Raw genomic sequence first — 14,866 nt, 5'->3', positions numbered from 1 at the left:
AATCGTCAAACCGGTCACGCCCAACCAGCGCACCTCAACAAGATCGTGTTACGAGCTCTCAGCGCGCGAGCATCCCGCCGGAGCGCCGTTTCGCGCGGACATGAAAGCCGTTGGCAAGCTGGGCGATTGGGAGAGCCGGACCGATGCCAAGGTGCCGGCCCCGGTCGACATCGCGGCACGTCTAGGTGTCGACGAGGGCGCCTTGTGCGTTCGGACGTCGTACGAGTTCCTCGCCGACGGTAGGCCGGTGCAGCTGTCGACGAGCTGGGAACCGTACGACCTCACCGCGGGAACGCTCATCGTCCTCCCTGAGGGAGGGCCACATGCCGGAGCGGGTGTTGTGAACCGCATGGCCACTATCGGCATCACCGTGAGCCATGCAGTGGAGCAGCCCGAGCCCAGACAGGCGACCGCCGAGGAAGCCTCGCTGCTCGGCATCCAGAAGGCCGCGCTCGTCACGAACATCCGGCGGACGTACTACAGCGATCAGGGACGGCCCGTCGAGACGGCAGACATCGTGGTGCCCGTGGCTCACTGCGAGATCGTCTACGAGATTCCGATCAGTCGTTAGCAGCGTCGCCAGTGGATCAGCTGACTCATCATGTAGTTAACAGCTGTTTCGCCGAATTGGAGCGGATGACTGGGCAGGTGCTACGGAGGGATAGGTCTGCACCCATCCCAATCAGCGGTCACGCCGCCCTTCTACGAGCTCGCGCAGTGGGTCGATGTCCACGGTAGTTACAAACCCGACGAAGAGCCATCACGCGAGCTTCGTGAGTTCGCTGCAGTGCGCTGAGAAGCAAGGGCTGTTTCCACGCCAGCGGGCCGCATGTTGACTTCGGTGCTATCGACCATCCTCAGAAATTCTGAAGGAAGCGCAACGGCGCACAGCGGATGCACTGCAGCACGCTGGTTGTTTCCGAAGATATGACCCAGGGGGCGTTCTAGGCATAATCTTCATACCAGCCTGTGACGGCAGGGGTTGATGTTCAGCCTTGACTGACACCGTTGATACTGGTGACGTTAAATAATCCTCCTGATAATTTAGCCGAGACCGCACGATCGTCGCCGAAATACGTGCCCCGGCCTGCGCCTACCTAGTGCTCCACACCGCTCGTTTTTTTGTCACGCGCTTAAGGGAAGGTTTCTGCTGAGAGGCGTGCAGGGACGCTTCGGGGGAACGGAGGGCGTCATGGCCGTGTCAAGTCACGTGCGGGAAGTCTGCATATTGGGAATCACAACCCTTATTGCGTGTGCCGGGTCGGTTGGACTCACGATGTTGCTGACCAGCTTCCCGGCTGTGCAATCCACTGCTACCAGTAACGCTGGTCAAGCATACGGGGCAGCTGCTGCGGCTACATCCGTCGTGGTTCTCATATATATAGCTCGGACGTTCCGACGCCAAAATGATGAAGCCCGCATGCACCGAGAAGTGCTCGAAGCACAAACCGCTGAGCTGTGTTTGCAACGCGAGAGCAGCCAGGAGCAACACAAAACGGTGCAACGGTCAGCCGAGGCAGCGGTACGTGCTCGCCATATACAGCTTCTAGAGATGGCCATGAACGACCCCGCCCTGATGAGGTGCTGGCCGATCTATGGAACAGCCAGTTCCGATGAAGGCAGGAAGCAATTCCTTTACTGCAACCTGATCATTTCTCACCACTGCATGTGCTATGAGCTTGGATATTTCACTGACGACGAAGTAGAGCAGACGCTCTATCATACCTTTGGAAACGAAATTGTACGCACCTTCTGGGAGGTGACGCGACCGGCACGGGCTCGTACAGCCTGGCACGGCGGAACAATGCGGAAGTTCTACGACCTCGCTGAGCTTGCTTATCTGCGTCAGGTTGGAGATGGGGGCGTGGCCTGATTGGGGATCTCCCATCTGGCCACGCCACTAGAAATCAAACGCTAGGAGGATTCCACCCAGCACTGATGAGAACTTCAAACGGCACCACGAAGAGGTCTTCTCCTTGACCGATTCCAGTGTCGGCCGGCAGTGTATTTCGCAGTTCAGACGAAGCGGTGCGACCGATGAACGCCAAATCGCCAGACGACGTGGAGAACATCGCTGGGCAATTTTGATCGGCGATGCATTTCTGCGCCGGGGCATCTAGACGCCTCGCGATTTGCATGGATATAAATACCTATCTCGGGGATTTCATTTCATCCCGCAAGAATTTTCGCTATTTTCGACGAGGGTACCGGGGAGGACTCTTTTAGCCCGTCACGGTTTCTTGCGGAGGCTATTTTGTATAGGCGCCGCAAGCACGCTGTCAAATCGTTGAATAATGGCGCTAAGTCGACTTGCCTACCATCTTGGCTATCGACATTTCAGAATAAATTAGAGGGGAGGCCTTGAAGACATCGGACATGCCGCACTCTATGAGAATCCCCTACATCTCATCACTTCATACTTAGTCCATACACGACAGAGGTGCGGCCCGTATTACAGGGCCGCACCATTCCACTAGTGAATGATCACCGACGCCGACACCGGCAACCAAACGCACTGGCTAGAATAATCCGCGGAATTGTCACAAGCTCCTCCCCTGGGCCCACGTTTGCGTGACCAGCGAGCGAGTCTCGAAGCTCACGGTCAGCCAAGCGCCCAATGATTGCGATATCGATAGACGTGGTCGCAAAAACTGCCGGGCAGTTGTGGTCCAGCACGCAACTCTCGCGCGCATCTAGTCTTTCGGTAATCTGCATAATAGGCAGGCCCTTCTGAAATATCTCTTCGGGTAGCTGTTGCGTCATACGCCTACAGCATGGGCGCTTAACTGGATTCAGGCAAGACCGCATAGCAGATGCTAGCTAGCTAGCTATTACTATATCGACAAACCTCTTTATGGGTATGCTCTATTAGCCTCCCTCTCTGCACCTGTCGGCAACGTGACTCCTGCGGCACTGAACACCCGCCTGCACTCGTCCTCCACGTCGATTCAAGCGCCGAACATCGCCACGTCTCCTTCGCTTATATTCAGAATTTCTCAACTCGGCCAGTGACATGACCCTCATTGCGTTCGAGAGCGGCCTGACCGGAACCTGACAGAAAACCATCGCCGAGGCGTGGATTCTCGGCATCCAGAAGGCCGCACACACATTCGGCGGACGTATTACAGCGACCAGGAGCGGCCGGTGGAGACGGCGGACATTGTGGTGCTGTCCGCTCACTGCGAGATCGTCTACGAGATTGCAGTCGGTCGTTACTGAGCTTGAATTCATGAAGTCGTTGGGGTGAGGGATAGGCCGGTCCCGGCGAGGCATCCGTCGATGAGATAGGGCCGGTACTGGATCTTCCTCATCCCGTGCCGGATGGTCTGGCTGAGGTGCTCCGGTGTGGTGAAGGCAGTGTTGGACAGCCAGCCGCGCCGAAGCAGCGACCAGATGCCTTCGACGGGGTTGAGATCGGGTGCGTAGGAGGGCAGCTGGTAGACGGTCAGCCAGTCCTGCCGGGCGATGAACTGTCGCATCCCGTAGGCGAGATGGACGTTCAGGTTGTCCCAGACGAGCACGATCGGCCCGCCGAGCTGGGCGTGCGCGGTGACGAGCAGGTCGCGGTAGTCGGTCCAGGCGAAGCTCTTGCGAGCGTCCCGCCGGCCGTCGTCGCGGCGGGGCCGGTAGATCAGCCGGGACCGTTGGCCTGGCTTGTAGCAGGTCAGTGCGGCGATCGAGATGCGGCGGCGGGACCGGCCTCGGACCCGGATGACGGGTGTGTGTCCGCGGCGGGCCCAGGTGCGGGCGATGGGCGGCGTCATCGAGAAGCCGGACTCGTCCTCGAAGACGATCCAGGCGTCGAGCGCCGCCGCGGTCCTTCCACCTGTGGCCAGGTCTCCTTCACCCAGCCGGTGACCTGGTCTTCGTTGCGTTCGACGGCCCGTCTGGCCGGCACCTGGCAGGAGTACCCGTGTCGGATGAGCAGCTTGTGCACCCCTTGCAGTGTGTAGCTCTTGTGGAAGCGGCGCCCGATCACGGTCTTGATCCTTGAGAGCGTCCACCGCTGATCCGGCCAGCCGTGCGCGACCGGTCCCTTGGCCAAGTCCGCCTCCAGCTGGGCGAACTGGCTCTCGCTCAGCCTGGGCGGCGAGGCCGAACCGGCGGACCGCAGAGCCCGTGGGCCACGCTTGTCCCAGGCCCGCCGCCACCGCTGGACCGACCGGACGCTGACCCGTAACTCCTTCGCGATCGCCGAACTCGGCTCACCAGAGGCGAACCGCTCGGCCGCCTTCATCCGGATCCCCTCGCGGAACTGCCTGCGCTCGTCCGACAGACCGCCGCCCTGCGCATACCTCATGACAACGGCGTACCGCGAGGATCAAGCCCTGTCAGTGGCTAAGACAACCCGAGTTCAACCTCAGTAGCTGTTTGGCCAGTGGTTCACTTGGATTAGAGGAGGAACGAGCGCGCTCAGCCCAGGGCGTGCCAGCCCCGTGCCACATGCGTGCCACATCGTGCGGTCAATCACGGTCAACAGCGGTTCGCCGCAGTCGGAACACGCGGATGAGCTGGGTAGCCGCCACGGCGGCACCGAACTGCGCCGTCCCGATCAATGGTCGCGCCGCCCTTACAAGGCGGATGTCGGCGGTTCGAAACCGTCCGCGCCCACCAGTCCCAGGACACGACTAAGGCCCAGGTCAACCGGTGTGAAGCCGGATGCCTGGGCCTTGTTCGTGTCCGCTCGCCCCTTGTTCGTGTCCGCTCGGCCTTTGCCCGCGTTCCCTCCGGCCGGAACCGCCCGCGTCGACCCGCCCGGTGTGGCCTGTCCCCATGGATGCGGTCGGTGGCTGCTCCGGGCCAGGGATGGCGGGTCCGGCTCCCCTGGCGGATCCTGGGGGTCACGACACCTCCGTGCGTGGCAGAAGGAGGCGGACATGGCAGCGCATGTACTGCGGACGGCGCCCAGGCGGCGGATCAGGCTCGACGAGCATCTGCCGGTCGATCATCGGCTCAGCATGTTCTACCGGATCGGCGCGGGGCTCATGGGGCTCGTGCTGCTCGCCTTCGGGATCCTGGGACTGATCGACAGAGTCGGGTTCTTCGACACCGACGGGGACACCGTCTCGGGGCTGAACACCAACGGCGCGCTCAGCGTGATCTCGATCCTTGCCGGGCTGCTGCTCTTCGTCGGCATGGTCATCGGCGGCAACGTCGCCTCGACGATCAACATGGTCCTCGGCATCCTCTTCATCCTCAGCGGCTTCCTGAACCTCGCCCTGCTCGACACGGAGTACAACTTCCTCGCCTTCCGCATCCCGAACGTGCTCTTCAGCTTCGTGGTCGGCGTGATGCTGATGTTCTTCGGGATGTACGGACGGGTCGGCTCGGCCCTGCCCCACGACAACCCGTACTGGCGGTCCCGCAACCCCGAGCAGGCCGAGCGCGAGCAGCGGGTGAAGGCGGGGGCCGACTTGCGCGCGAAGGCACTGGACCATGGCACGGGCACGGGCACGGGCTCCAAGGGATCAACGGCATCCACGGGCTCCGGAGCGGCTCCGGCTCCTCTGGGAGACGGCCGTTCCGCCCGCTAACCTGTGCGCATGCCTCGCTATGAATACCGCTGCCGGACCTGCGGCGACACGTTCGAGAAGAGCCGTCCGATGGCCGAGTCGTCCGCGCCCACGGACTGCCCGGCCGGCCACGACGACACGGTGAAGCTGCTGTCGACGGTGGCGGTCGGCGGTTCCGCCTCGGCGCCCGCCCCCGCACCGGGCGGTGGCGGAGGCGGGGGCGGTTGCTGCGGCGGGGGCTGCTGCGGCTGACCCGCGTGCCCAGGCCGGTCCCCACCCCCGGCTTCAGTCTGGCTTCAGCTTCGGTTCTCTAGCGTCGGGTGCGTGACCCAAAGCAGCGCACCGCAGTGGATCAACGGCCTGATGGACACGCTCGGCGCCCCGGGCGCCGGCATCGCCATCGCCCTGGAGAACCTGTTCCCACCCATCCCGAGCGAGGTGATCCTGCCTCTCGCGGGGTTCGCGGCGAGCACCGGGCAGATGAACCTGTTCGCCGCCCTGCTGTGGACGACGGCCGGTTCGGTCGTCGGGGCGCTCGCGCTGTACGGCGTCGGCGCGCTGCTCGGCCGCGACCGCACGGTCGCCGTCGCGGCGCGGCTGCCGCTCGTCAAGGTGTCGGACATCGAGAAGACGGAGGCGTGGTTCTCCCGGCACGGCACCAAGGCCATCTTCTTCGGACGGATGATCCCCGTCTTCCGCAGTCTGATCTCGGTGCCGGCGGGCGTCGAACGCATGCCGCTGCCCGTCTTCCTCGGCCTGACCACGCTCGGCAGCGCGATCTGGAACACCGTCTTCGTCCTGGCCGGGTACTTCCTCGGCGAGAACTGGACCGACGTCGCCGGTTACGTGTCGGCGTACTCGAAGGTGGTGCTGGCGGGCGCCGCGCTCGCGCTGCTGGTCCTCGTGGGCGTACGCCTCTTCAGGCCCGGGCGGGGCGGCCGACGGCGTGAGGACGAGGACAAGGACTCCCGCACCCGTACGCCCCGTACTCCCACCGACACCCCTACCGGATCGCGCTGAGGAACTCCCCGAGGATCCGCTCCCCCGCGACCACACCCCGCTCCGGAAGCGCGGTGACCCCCGGTGCCGTCCAGCCCGCCTCGGCCAGTTCGCCGTGGCCCGGGCGCCAGGCGCGGTCCGCGGCCAGCAGGAGGTCGGCGTCGAGCAGGGAGTCGCCGGCCGCGAGTGTCAGGGCCGCGCCCGTACGGCGGGCCACCTCCCGCATGGCCGCGCTCTTGGTGAGCGGCTTCGGTACGGCGTAGACCTTGCGGCCCTGGACCGAGACGGTCCAGCCGCGGTTCTCCGCCCAGACGGCCAGTTCCTTGGCCCAGTCCGCGGGGAGCAGGTCGCGCTCGACGACGAAGTACACGAAGAGGTCCTCGGCGACCCGCTGCTTGAGCACCCAGGCCGGGTCGGCGGTGGCCGCCATGTGGGCGCGCACCTCGTCCAGCGGGGCGCACTCGTCCGCCAGGCGCTCGGTCACCCGGGCCTGCCAGGCCGGGTCGGAGACGCCGTCGACGAGGAGGTGGCCGCCGTTGGCGCAGATCGCGTACTTGGAGGCGGGGCCGGGGAGCCGGATGCGGTGGTACTGCTCGCGGGTACGGGTCGTGGTCGGGACGAAGTCCGCCGCCTCGCCCAGTTCGGTGAGCAGTCCGGCCGCGGTCTCGGTCACGTACGACAGCGGCTTGCTCTGGTACACCTCGACGCACAGCAGCCGGGGCGCCTCCGCGTCGGGTCCGGTCAGCGCGAGCGCGTTGGCGGAGTAGATGAGCGTGCGGTCGAGGTCGCTGGCGACCAGGGCGCGCGGAGCGGGTCCGGGCATCAGACCGTCACCGCCCTGCCGTCGGCGCCGGTCGCGCCGCGCGTGTACTTGGGGTGGATCAACCCGACACAGGTGTACGGGAGTTCGGCGACCTCCTCGACGGGTACGCCGCGCTGTTCGGCGAGCAGGCGTACGTGGTCGAGGTCGGCGCCCGCTCCGGCCCGGGCGAGGATCTTCCAGGGGACGCGGCGCAGCAGTACCCGGGTCGTCTCGCCGACGCCCGGCTTGACGAGGTTCACGTCGTGGATGCCGTACTCCTCGCTGATCCGCTCGACGGCCGCCCAGCCCTCCCAGGTCGGGGCGCGGTCGGCGGAGAGCAGTTCCTTGACCCGCTCGTCCACCGCGTCGCCGACCTCGTCGAAGCGGGCGGAGATGGCGTCGAGGAACTCGACGGAGACGTCCGTGCCGGCGAGCTCGCGGTAGAACTTCGCCCCGTGGTAGTCGTGTTCGCCGACCAGGTCGGCGCGCAGCACCGTACGTGAAATGAGCCCGGAGACCGTGGAGTTGAGGCAGGCGGAGGGGATGAGGAAGTCCTCGCGGGTGCCGTACGTGCGTACGCAGGAGCCGGGGTCGGCGAGGACCGCGATCTCCGGGTCGAAGCCGGTGATGCCGTCGGAGGCCTCGAACTCCTCGATGGCCTGGGCGAGTTCGCGGGTGATGGCGCCCTTGCCGGTCCAGCCGTCGACGAACACGACGTCGACCGGGGCGTGGTGGGCGGCCAGGTAACGCAGCGCGTTGGCGTCGATGCCGCGGCCACGCACGATGGAGACGGCGTAGTGGGGCAGGTCGAGGCCGTGGCGGTGCTGGGCCCAGCGGCGCATCAGGACGCCGACGGGGGTGCCGGCGCGGGCCAGGGAGACGAGCACGGGCCGCGGTGAGCGTTCGGCGAGGACGGTCTCGGTGACCGCGCCGACGGCCAGGGCGATCCGGGCGGCCGAGCCGGCGAGCGCGTCGCGGAACAGCTCCTGGTACGCGGGGCTCGGCTGGTACTCCACCGGCAGCGACTCCGCGTAGTGGGCGCCACCGCTCTGGATGGCCTCCTCGCGCTCCTCGGTGGGCGCTTCGAGGCGGGTGTCCGAGAGGTCCTGCAGCAGCCAGCCGACCTCGTCCGCCGCGTACGAGGAGAAGTCGGGACCGCGGAGGGGCTCGGGCAGCATCAAGGGCCTTTCAGCGGATCGCGGTGCGGATTCCTGTACGGACTCCGCACCGGAATCGCGTGCGGGTTCGGGGACGTACGAGGGGACGACGGCCAGCAGCACACTGCCCGCGTGGGCGGCGAGCTGCGCCAACAGGCCGTCCGGGGCGTGCAGTTCGGGGGTGTCGGCGGCGGAGTCGACCACCGCGACGACGGCGTCGAAGCCGGCGCCCGCGACGTTGTAGGCGTACCGCTCGCCGGGCCCGTCGGCCGGGCCGTCGTGGGCGGGGAAGGCGAGCCGGGTGCGGATCGCGTAGCCGGGGTCGTCGACGGCGAGGACGGGTGAGCGGGTGGTCGTGGAGTAGCGCACCTCGGCGTCGGTCAGCTTCTCCAGCGCGACACCGAGCCGCAGCGGCGCGTACATCAGCTCCTCGAAGCCGAGTACGAGGACGCGGCCTCGGCGGGCGCGGGGCGGCAGCGCCTCGGCTATTCGGGCCGCCATGGCGGGCAGGGCGCCCTCCAGGCGGACGCGGTGTTCGGGCGTGAAGCCGTGCCGTCCGCCGTCGGCGAGGCCCTGCGGCCAGCCGAGGTCCACGCGGGCGATCGTGCCGGGCGCCGGGCGGGGCGCGGGGGCCACGGCGGTCGCCTCGTGCTCGGCGACCAGCGCCTGCCCCTTCTCCAGTACGCCCTCGGGCAGCCGTACGGTGCCGGAGGCGGCCGTCACCAGGTCCACGGTCGCGTCGATCTCCTGGGCGAGGTCCGCGAGGCGGCCGAGGTCCGCGGCCGAGCGCATGTCGACCAGGGCGACGATCACGTACCGGCCGCGCGGATAGCGTGCGTGCAGGTCACGGATGGTGTTGAGGATGGTGTTGCCGGTGGAGAACTCGTCGTCGACGAGGACGAGCGGGCCGTCGCCGGCCAGCAGGTCCGGGTTCTCCGGGAGCAGCAGGTGCGAGGTGGCGTGCGAGTGGGACTCCTCGAAGCCGCCGGCCGTCGCGACGCCCTCGACGGGGCGCCGGGTCGAGTGGAGGCAGGGGGCGAGACCCACGCCGTCCGCGACGGAGTGGCCGAGCCCGGTGGCCGTCTCGGCGTACCCGAGGACGACGGCCCGGCCGGCCTCGTCCTCCCCGAGCAGGTCGCGTACGCGCAGCCCGAGCGCGAATCCGTAGCCGTACACGACGGCGGGCGACTGCGGTACGTGCTTGCCGAGCACGTTCGACACGAGGAGATGGGCGCGCTTGGGGTTGCGCCGCAGGGCGAGCCCCAGCAGCTCCCCGAGCCCCTCGTCCCCGACGAGCTCCACGCCGAGGCGCCCGGCGACCCAGCTCCCCGACCAGACCTCGCCGACGGGTCCTTCGGCGGCTCCGTCGGCCGCCCCTCCTGCGGGCCCGGCGACGGGGCCACGCGCTCCGGACCTGGTTCCGGTGCCGGGGCGGAAGCCCGTCGCGGACCAGACGCCGGACCCGTCGTTCACAGCCTTGTTCATGGATTCCTTGGGTGTCGGCGGGTCGGGGGGCAGCAGGTCGGGGTGTCGGCGGGTCGGGGCATCAGCCCGGGATTCCGGCGGCGAGCAGTTCCACGAAGCCGATGTCCTCGTTGGTGACGCCGAAGACCTCGGCGCGCTGGAGGGTGCGCTCCGCCCAGGCGCGGTGCGGCTTCACCTCGTTCATCTTGTTCGTGTACGCGGACCGCAGTACGCCTCCGCCGCCCCGCTCGGGCCGCAGGATGTCCTGGGCGTCGCTGAACTCCTCGTGGCTGACCACGGAGAGGGCGTGCACGGGCAGGACGTGCGAGGGGTGGATGCAGGTCTTGCCCTGCAGCCCGTTGGTCCGGTCGAGGGAGATCTCCCGCAGCAGGCCGTCCATGTCGTGCTCGATCAGGGCGGCGCGCAGGTCCTCGGCCTCCGGGGTGAAGGGGCTGCGGCGCAGCTGCGGCTTGAACATGCGCTCCTGGACGCGGAAGTACTCCCACACGGGCCCGGTCACCGTGAATCCGGTGCCGTCGGCCCGCCCGAGGACGTTCACCACGTCGGCGATGACGGAGGCGACTATCTGCACGTCGTACGCGGTCATGTCGGGCGCTCTGCGCAGCCCGTACGCCGAGCAGAAGTCGGTGACGCCGAGCCGCAGGGCGAGTACGCGGTCGCGGTACTTGTCGACGGCCCGGAAGATTCCGGCGAGGGTCTCCGCCCGGGACTCGCGGTACAGCAGTTCGGGCGATTCGAGGACGGGCATGGCGAAGAGCCGCCGCGCGCTCGCGCCCTCGGCCTCGGTGAGCGCCTCCAGGAACGGAATGCCCCGTTCCTCCGTGAACTTGGGCAGTACGAATCCGGACAGGAGCCGCACGGCCCCGCCGAGCCGCTGGACGAGGTCGGGTATCTGCTCGGGCGCTCTGACCCGGATGAAGAGCAGGGGCAGCTCGTCCCCGGGGCGGTCTGCCAGGTCACGGAACTGCCGGACGAGGTTCTCCTCGGCGTCCGCGACGTCCGCGTCGCCGATCGAGTCCTCCAGGCACACCACCATCGAGACGACACCGCGACCGGCCTGCTTCACGATGTCGTCGGCGAGCTTCTGCCTGGTCGCGGGGCTGTAGAGGGTGGCTCCGAGTGCTGCGGCCAGCACTCGGGGCGAGGAGTCCGCGGTGAAGACGCACGGCTCCTGGAAGAAGAGGCGGTCCCGCACCTCAGGGGCAATATGCCCGAAATGACGCATGAGTCTCCCCCGGGGCGGCTAGATGGCCTGACGATATGTGGCCGGTAATAGTACGTAGAGATCCGTGTCCGGGATTCCCATCGGGCATGAAATTCAGGTAACGCAGACAAACACCATTGTGCCGTCCGTCTGCGCGGCGGGCCGCGCGGGGAGCGCGACAGGAGCGCACCCCCACGTTGTCGTGACCAGGGCCGAGAAGGCAGGATGACCGTATGACGCACGCCATGCTGAAGGGGTCGAACGTCCCGCTGGACGCCACGGCGGTGCGCGCCGTGCTGCGCTGGACGCCGGGACGGGGTGTCCCGGACGTGGATGCCTCCGCACTCCTCCTCGGTCCCGACGGTCGTGTGCGGTCCGACGAGGACTTCGTTTTCTACAACCAGCCCCGGCATCCGTCGGGGAAGGTCTGGCGACTCGGCAAGAAGCGCGTGAACGACGGCCTCGCCGAGGGGCTCACCGATACGATTCAGTCGGATCTGGCGGGCGTTGACAATGGTGTGGGACGGATTCTCCTTGTCGCTTCCGCCGACGGCGTCACCTTCGACCAGGTGCGCGCGCTGCGGATCGTGGTGTTCGACGCCACGATCGGGGACGCCGAGCCACTGGCGTACTTCGACATCAAGCCGGAGACCGGTGAGGAAACCGCGCTGATCTGCGGTGAACTGTACCGGCGTGGCGAGGGCTGGAAGTTCCGGGCCCTCGGTGAGGGCTATTCGAACGGGCTGCAGGGGCTGGCGGCCGACTTCGGTATCTCGGTGGACGAGTCCGACACCTCCGAAGCGTCCGGGGCCGCTGGCGCCTCCGGCGCCGAGGAGGGGTCTGCGGCCGGCGGGCGGGCCGGTGCGCAGCCGTTGCCGCCCGAGCAGCCGACCACGCAGGTGCCGCAGCAGCCGGTGCAGCCCGCGTACGGGTATCCGCCGGCCGCTCCCGGGCCGGAGCCGACGCGGCAGCAGCCGCCGGCCACGCAGCCCGCGTACGGGTATCCGCAGCCGACCAGTGCGCCTGCGTACGGGTATCCGCCGCCGCCTCAGCCTGCCGCGGCGGCGCCGTCCGGGTACGGCTACCCGCAGCCGGTGGGGCCGGGTCCCGACCCGGACTTCCGGCTCCCGCCGCAGGGGCCGCAGTTCATCGGCCGCTGAGCCCCCGGTCGTCCCGGGGCACGGGAAGCGGCCGCCTTTCGCCTCTGGGGGTGCGGGGAACCGCGCGATCAGCCACGACGGGGCCGCAGCCGCCCCTGAGCGGCCGGCCCCGAGCCCGAGCGCTGGGGCGCCGCCGTCCGCAGGGCGACTGCCGGCAGGACGTGGGGTGCGGGTCGGTCGGTGCCGGCCGCGCAGTTCCCCGCGCCCCTGACGGGGCTCGGTGCGTGCTCGGGCGCACAGTTCCCCGGGCCCTTGACGGGGGCCGGTGCGTGCTCGGTCGCGGATGCGTCGTGGCTGGCCGCGCAGTTCCCCGCGCCCCTGACGAGGCTCGGTGCGTGCTCGGGCGCGCAGTTCCCCGCGCCCCTTGCGGGGCCCGCTAACGGTCGGCCTTTGCCTTGTAGCCTCGGCCCCATTGGAGGCCCCAGCCGTACAGGCGGTCCAGTTCTGCCTGGAAGCCGTACACGAACTTCACCTCGCGTCGCACCACGAGTTCGTTCTTGACGTTCTCGATCATGACGACCGCGCAGGACCGGGCCTGGGAGTGCCGCTCGTCGAGCCCGATCTCGATCCGGGGCCCGTTGCTCGGGTACAGGGTCACGATCGCGTGCGTACGGTCGAACGCCGGGGTCTGGTCGTAGATGTAGACGAAGACCAGCAGCCGCTTGATCTCCTTGCGGTGGTCGAGGTTGACGAAGATCGTCTCGCCCGAGCCGGAGCCGAACCGGTCGTCACCGCTGAGCTTCACGTAGGGCGCGCCGTTGAGGTCCCCCAGGAAGCCCCCGAGCGGCTGGACGACCCCCTTGCTGCCGTCGGCCAGCTCGTACATGCAGCCGAGGTCGAGGTCGACGTTGACCATGGACTGGGTGTGCGCCTGCACCACTTCCGGCTTCAGGGCCTTGAAGGGGTGGCGCAGCAGACTCCCCCGCTGGGCCCCGCCTATGTCGGAGGTCCGCATCCGCCACGAGAGGTTGATACGGAGATTGCCGGTGGCCGCACCCTGCTTGCTGAGTGAGATCGTCTGGTTCCGTTTGGTCAGTTCGATGGCGTTGGTCGCCGCGCTGCCCGAGTCGAACTGCGCCGACCGCCCGCGCCACATGCCTTCCCAGAAACTCATTCCCGCCCCCACCTCGGCTGTTCACCCCGCCCCGACGAAGGATCGGGGCCTCATACGCCGGGGCGGGCGCCGAGGACTCCTCGGCGCCCGCCCCTCACAGAGCGTTCCTCAACCTGACCGGTGTCACACCCCGGACGAGACCTCTGTCTTGTCGTCCGAGGGGTCAGCTTTTCCCTCCGCGGCCGCCAGCGCCTTGTTGCGGCGTACCGAGGACCAGAAGGACCAGGCGATCAGGACGACCCCGATGAGGCCGGTGATGATCTCGTTGACCTCGAAGCGGATGGTGATCAGCAGGATCGCGGCGAGGGCGCCGATCGCGTAGTGGGCGCCGTGCTCCAGGTACACGTAGTCGTCCAGGGTGCCCTGGCGCACCAGGTAGACCGTCAGCGACCGCACGTACATCGCGCCGATGCCCAGGCCCAGCGCCATCAGGATGATGTCGTTGGTGATGGCGAAGGCGCCGATGACGCCGTCGAAGGAGAACGACGCGTCGAGGACTTCGAGGTAGAGGAACATGAAGAAGGCGGCCTTGCCGACCATGGCGCCGGCGGAGATCTGCTTGCCCTTGGCCTTGGCCTCCTCCTCGGCCTCGTGCTCGCGCTCCTCGGCCTCTTCGAGACGGTTCTCGAAGAACCCGGAGAGGCCGCCGACGACCAGGTACGTGATCAGGCCGGCGACGCCGGAGAGCAGGACCGTCTCCGCCTTGTCGGCGGACCCGGCGTGCAGATGGGCCTGCGGGGCCAGGAACAGCGCGGTGACGAGCAGGATGATCAGGGCGATGCAGGCCGAGAGCATGTCGACCTTGCCGAGCTTGGCGAGCGGGCGCTCCAGCCAGCCCAGCCACTTGATGTCGCGGTCCTCGAAGATGAAGTCGAGGAAGATCATCAGCAGGAACATGCCACCGAAGGCGGCGATCGACGGGTGGGCGTCGGTCACCAGTTCCTGGTAGCGGTCGGCGTCGTTCAGCGCGAGGTCGACCGCCTCGATCGGGCCGAGGGAGGCACTGATCGCGACGATCACGACGGGGAAGATGAGCCGCATTCCGAAGACGGCGATGAGGATGCCGACGGTGAGGAAGATCTTCTGCCAGAAGGCACTCATCTTCTTCAGGATTCCGGCGTTGACCACCGCGTTGTCGAAGGACAGCGAGATCTCGAGGATGGACAGGATCAGCACGATCCCGAACGCGGTCCATCCGCCGATCAAAACCGCTGCGACCAGGCCGAGCGCGGTGACCGCGAACGACCAGCCGAAGGTTTTCAGAACCACTGGCTACCCAATCGTGAGTTGGGGGGCTACCCCCGGACGAAGTCCGGAGGGGGTTTCCCCCCGCCGTACCCGGCTTTACGAAACATTGACCTCGAAGTCTAGAGGGCCGACTCCCCGAAGGAGAGGGCCGGGCCCTTCCGCTCGAAGAGTCGCAGGTCCAGAG

12 protein-coding genes and 1 pseudogene are annotated in these 14,866 nt (G+C 67.5%); 7 read left to right on the top strand and 6 right to left on the bottom strand.

Features of this window, described 5'->3' with window-relative positions; translation table 11 throughout:
• The 3 genes and pseudogenes from IE278_RS32200 to IE278_RS42525 form a co-directional block, all read left to right on the top strand.
• Positions 1–571 (top strand): UTRA domain-containing protein (locus tag IE278_RS32200; RefSeq protein WP_189777263.1); only part of this gene is annotated, 571 nt, incomplete at its 5' end.
• Positions 572–1,192: 621 nt separating this feature from the next.
• Entirely contained in the window at positions 1,193–1,873 is a 681-nt protein-coding gene (locus tag IE278_RS32195) for a DUF6082 family protein (RefSeq protein WP_308434956.1), read from the top strand.
• Between the two features lie 1,182 nt (positions 1,874–3,055).
• Positions 3,056–3,219 (top strand): annotated as a pseudogene (locus tag IE278_RS42525) (GntR family transcriptional regulator); the annotation flags it as partial.
• 8 nt (positions 3,220–3,227) lie between these two features.
• Here IE278_RS42525 and IE278_RS43425 read toward each other — a convergent pair.
• A protein-coding gene (locus tag IE278_RS43425) for an IS630 family transposase (protein ID WP_444546117.1) occupies positions 3,228–4,300 on the bottom strand; the annotation gives its coding sequence in 2 pieces (ribosomal slippage) (positions 3,228–3,854 and positions 3,857–4,300; 1,071 coding nt in all).
• A 577-nt stretch (positions 4,301–4,877) separates the two neighbouring features.
• On the opposite strand from IE278_RS43425, the gene IE278_RS32180 reads away from it, so the two are divergent.
• From IE278_RS32180 to IE278_RS32170, 3 genes are all read left to right on the top strand, one after another.
• Entirely contained in the window at positions 4,878–5,534 is a 657-nt protein-coding gene (locus IE278_RS32180; RefSeq protein WP_189777257.1) for a DUF4383 domain-containing protein, read from the top strand.
• 9 nt (positions 5,535–5,543) lie between these two features.
• The gene (locus IE278_RS32175; RefSeq protein WP_189777255.1) at positions 5,544–5,765 is read left to right on the top strand and encodes an FmdB family zinc ribbon protein; all 222 of its coding nucleotides are present in this window, start codon (positions 5,544–5,546) and stop codon (positions 5,763–5,765) included.
• 72 nt (positions 5,766–5,837) lie between these two features.
• Positions 5,838–6,533 (top strand): DedA family protein, encoded by a 696-nt coding sequence (locus tag IE278_RS32170; protein WP_373312141.1) that lies wholly within the window; start codon positions 5,838–5,840, stop codon positions 6,531–6,533.
• On the opposite strand, the gene IE278_RS32165 is transcribed toward IE278_RS32170, so the two are convergent.
• The 3 genes from IE278_RS32165 to IE278_RS32155 form a co-directional block, all read right to left on the bottom strand.
• Positions 6,517–7,335: an HAD family hydrolase gene (locus IE278_RS32165; RefSeq protein WP_189777253.1), complete on the bottom strand. Its 819-nt coding sequence runs from the start codon at positions 7,333–7,335 to the stop codon at positions 6,517–6,519. The two genes, IE278_RS32170 and IE278_RS32165, sit on opposite strands and share 17 nt — an antisense overlap.
• Complete coding sequence (locus tag IE278_RS32160; RefSeq protein WP_189777251.1) at positions 7,335–9,956, bottom strand: phosphoribosyltransferase; 2,622 nt, start codon at positions 9,954–9,956, stop codon at positions 7,335–7,337. The genes IE278_RS32165 and IE278_RS32160 overlap by 1 nt, the downstream gene beginning before the upstream one ends.
• Positions 9,957–10,017: 61 nt before the next feature.
• Positions 10,018–11,181, bottom strand: coding sequence for an HpcH/HpaI aldolase/citrate lyase family protein (locus IE278_RS32155; protein ID WP_189777249.1), 1,164 nt, complete (start codon positions 11,179–11,181; stop codon positions 10,018–10,020).
• A 212-nt stretch (positions 11,182–11,393) separates the two neighbouring features.
• Between IE278_RS32155 and IE278_RS32150 the strand changes: the two genes are divergently transcribed.
• A complete protein-coding gene (locus IE278_RS32150; RefSeq protein WP_189777247.1) occupies positions 11,394–12,320 on the top strand; it encodes a TerD family protein in 927 nt (308 codons plus the stop codon).
• Positions 12,321–12,696: 376 nt separating this feature from the next.
• On the opposite strand, the gene IE278_RS32145 is transcribed toward IE278_RS32150, so the two are convergent.
• Positions 12,697–13,434, bottom strand: coding sequence for a TerD family protein (locus tag IE278_RS32145; RefSeq protein WP_189777245.1), 738 nt, complete (start codon positions 13,432–13,434; stop codon positions 12,697–12,699).
• 123 nt (positions 13,435–13,557) lie between these two features.
• Positions 13,558–14,703, bottom strand: a complete 1,146-nt coding sequence (locus IE278_RS32140; RefSeq protein ID WP_189777243.1) for a DUF475 domain-containing protein — start codon at positions 14,701–14,703, stop codon at positions 13,558–13,560.
• Positions 14,704–14,866: the final 163 nt, after the last annotated feature.

This window comes from Streptomyces tauricus, from assembly GCF_014650955.1.
Taxonomy (GTDB): Bacteria; Actinomycetota; Actinomycetes; order Streptomycetales; family Streptomycetaceae; genus Streptomyces; species Streptomyces tauricus.
The sequence above is the reverse complement of the archived record's forward strand: the minus strand, read 5'-3'. Positions and strand labels throughout refer to the sequence as shown.

Excerpts from the sequence above, each read along its gene's own strand:
- IE278_RS32150 (WP_189777247.1), top strand. The coding sequence starts at position 11,394 with ATGACGCACGCCATGCTGAAGGGGTCGAACGTCCCGCTGGACGCCACG.
- IE278_RS32175 (WP_189777255.1), top strand. The coding sequence starts at position 5,544 with ATGCCTCGCTATGAATACCGCTGCCGGACCTGCGGCGACACGTTCGAG.
- IE278_RS32155 (WP_189777249.1), bottom strand. The coding sequence starts at position 11,181 with ATGCGTCATTTCGGGCATATTGCCCCTGAGGTGCGGGACCGCCTCTTC.
- IE278_RS32165 (WP_189777253.1), bottom strand. The coding sequence starts at position 7,335 with ATGCCCGGACCCGCTCCGCGCGCCCTGGTCGCCAGCGACCTCGACCGC.
- IE278_RS32180 (WP_189777257.1), top strand. The coding sequence starts at position 4,878 with ATGGCAGCGCATGTACTGCGGACGGCGCCCAGGCGGCGGATCAGGCTC.
- IE278_RS32195 (WP_308434956.1), top strand. The coding sequence starts at position 1,193 with ATGGCCGTGTCAAGTCACGTGCGGGAAGTCTGCATATTGGGAATCACA.
- IE278_RS32145 (WP_189777245.1), bottom strand. The coding sequence starts at position 13,434 with ATGAGTTTCTGGGAAGGCATGTGGCGCGGGCGGTCGGCGCAGTTCGAC.
- IE278_RS32160 (WP_189777251.1), bottom strand. The coding sequence starts at position 9,956 with ATGAACAAGGCTGTGAACGACGGGTCCGGCGTCTGGTCCGCGACGGGC.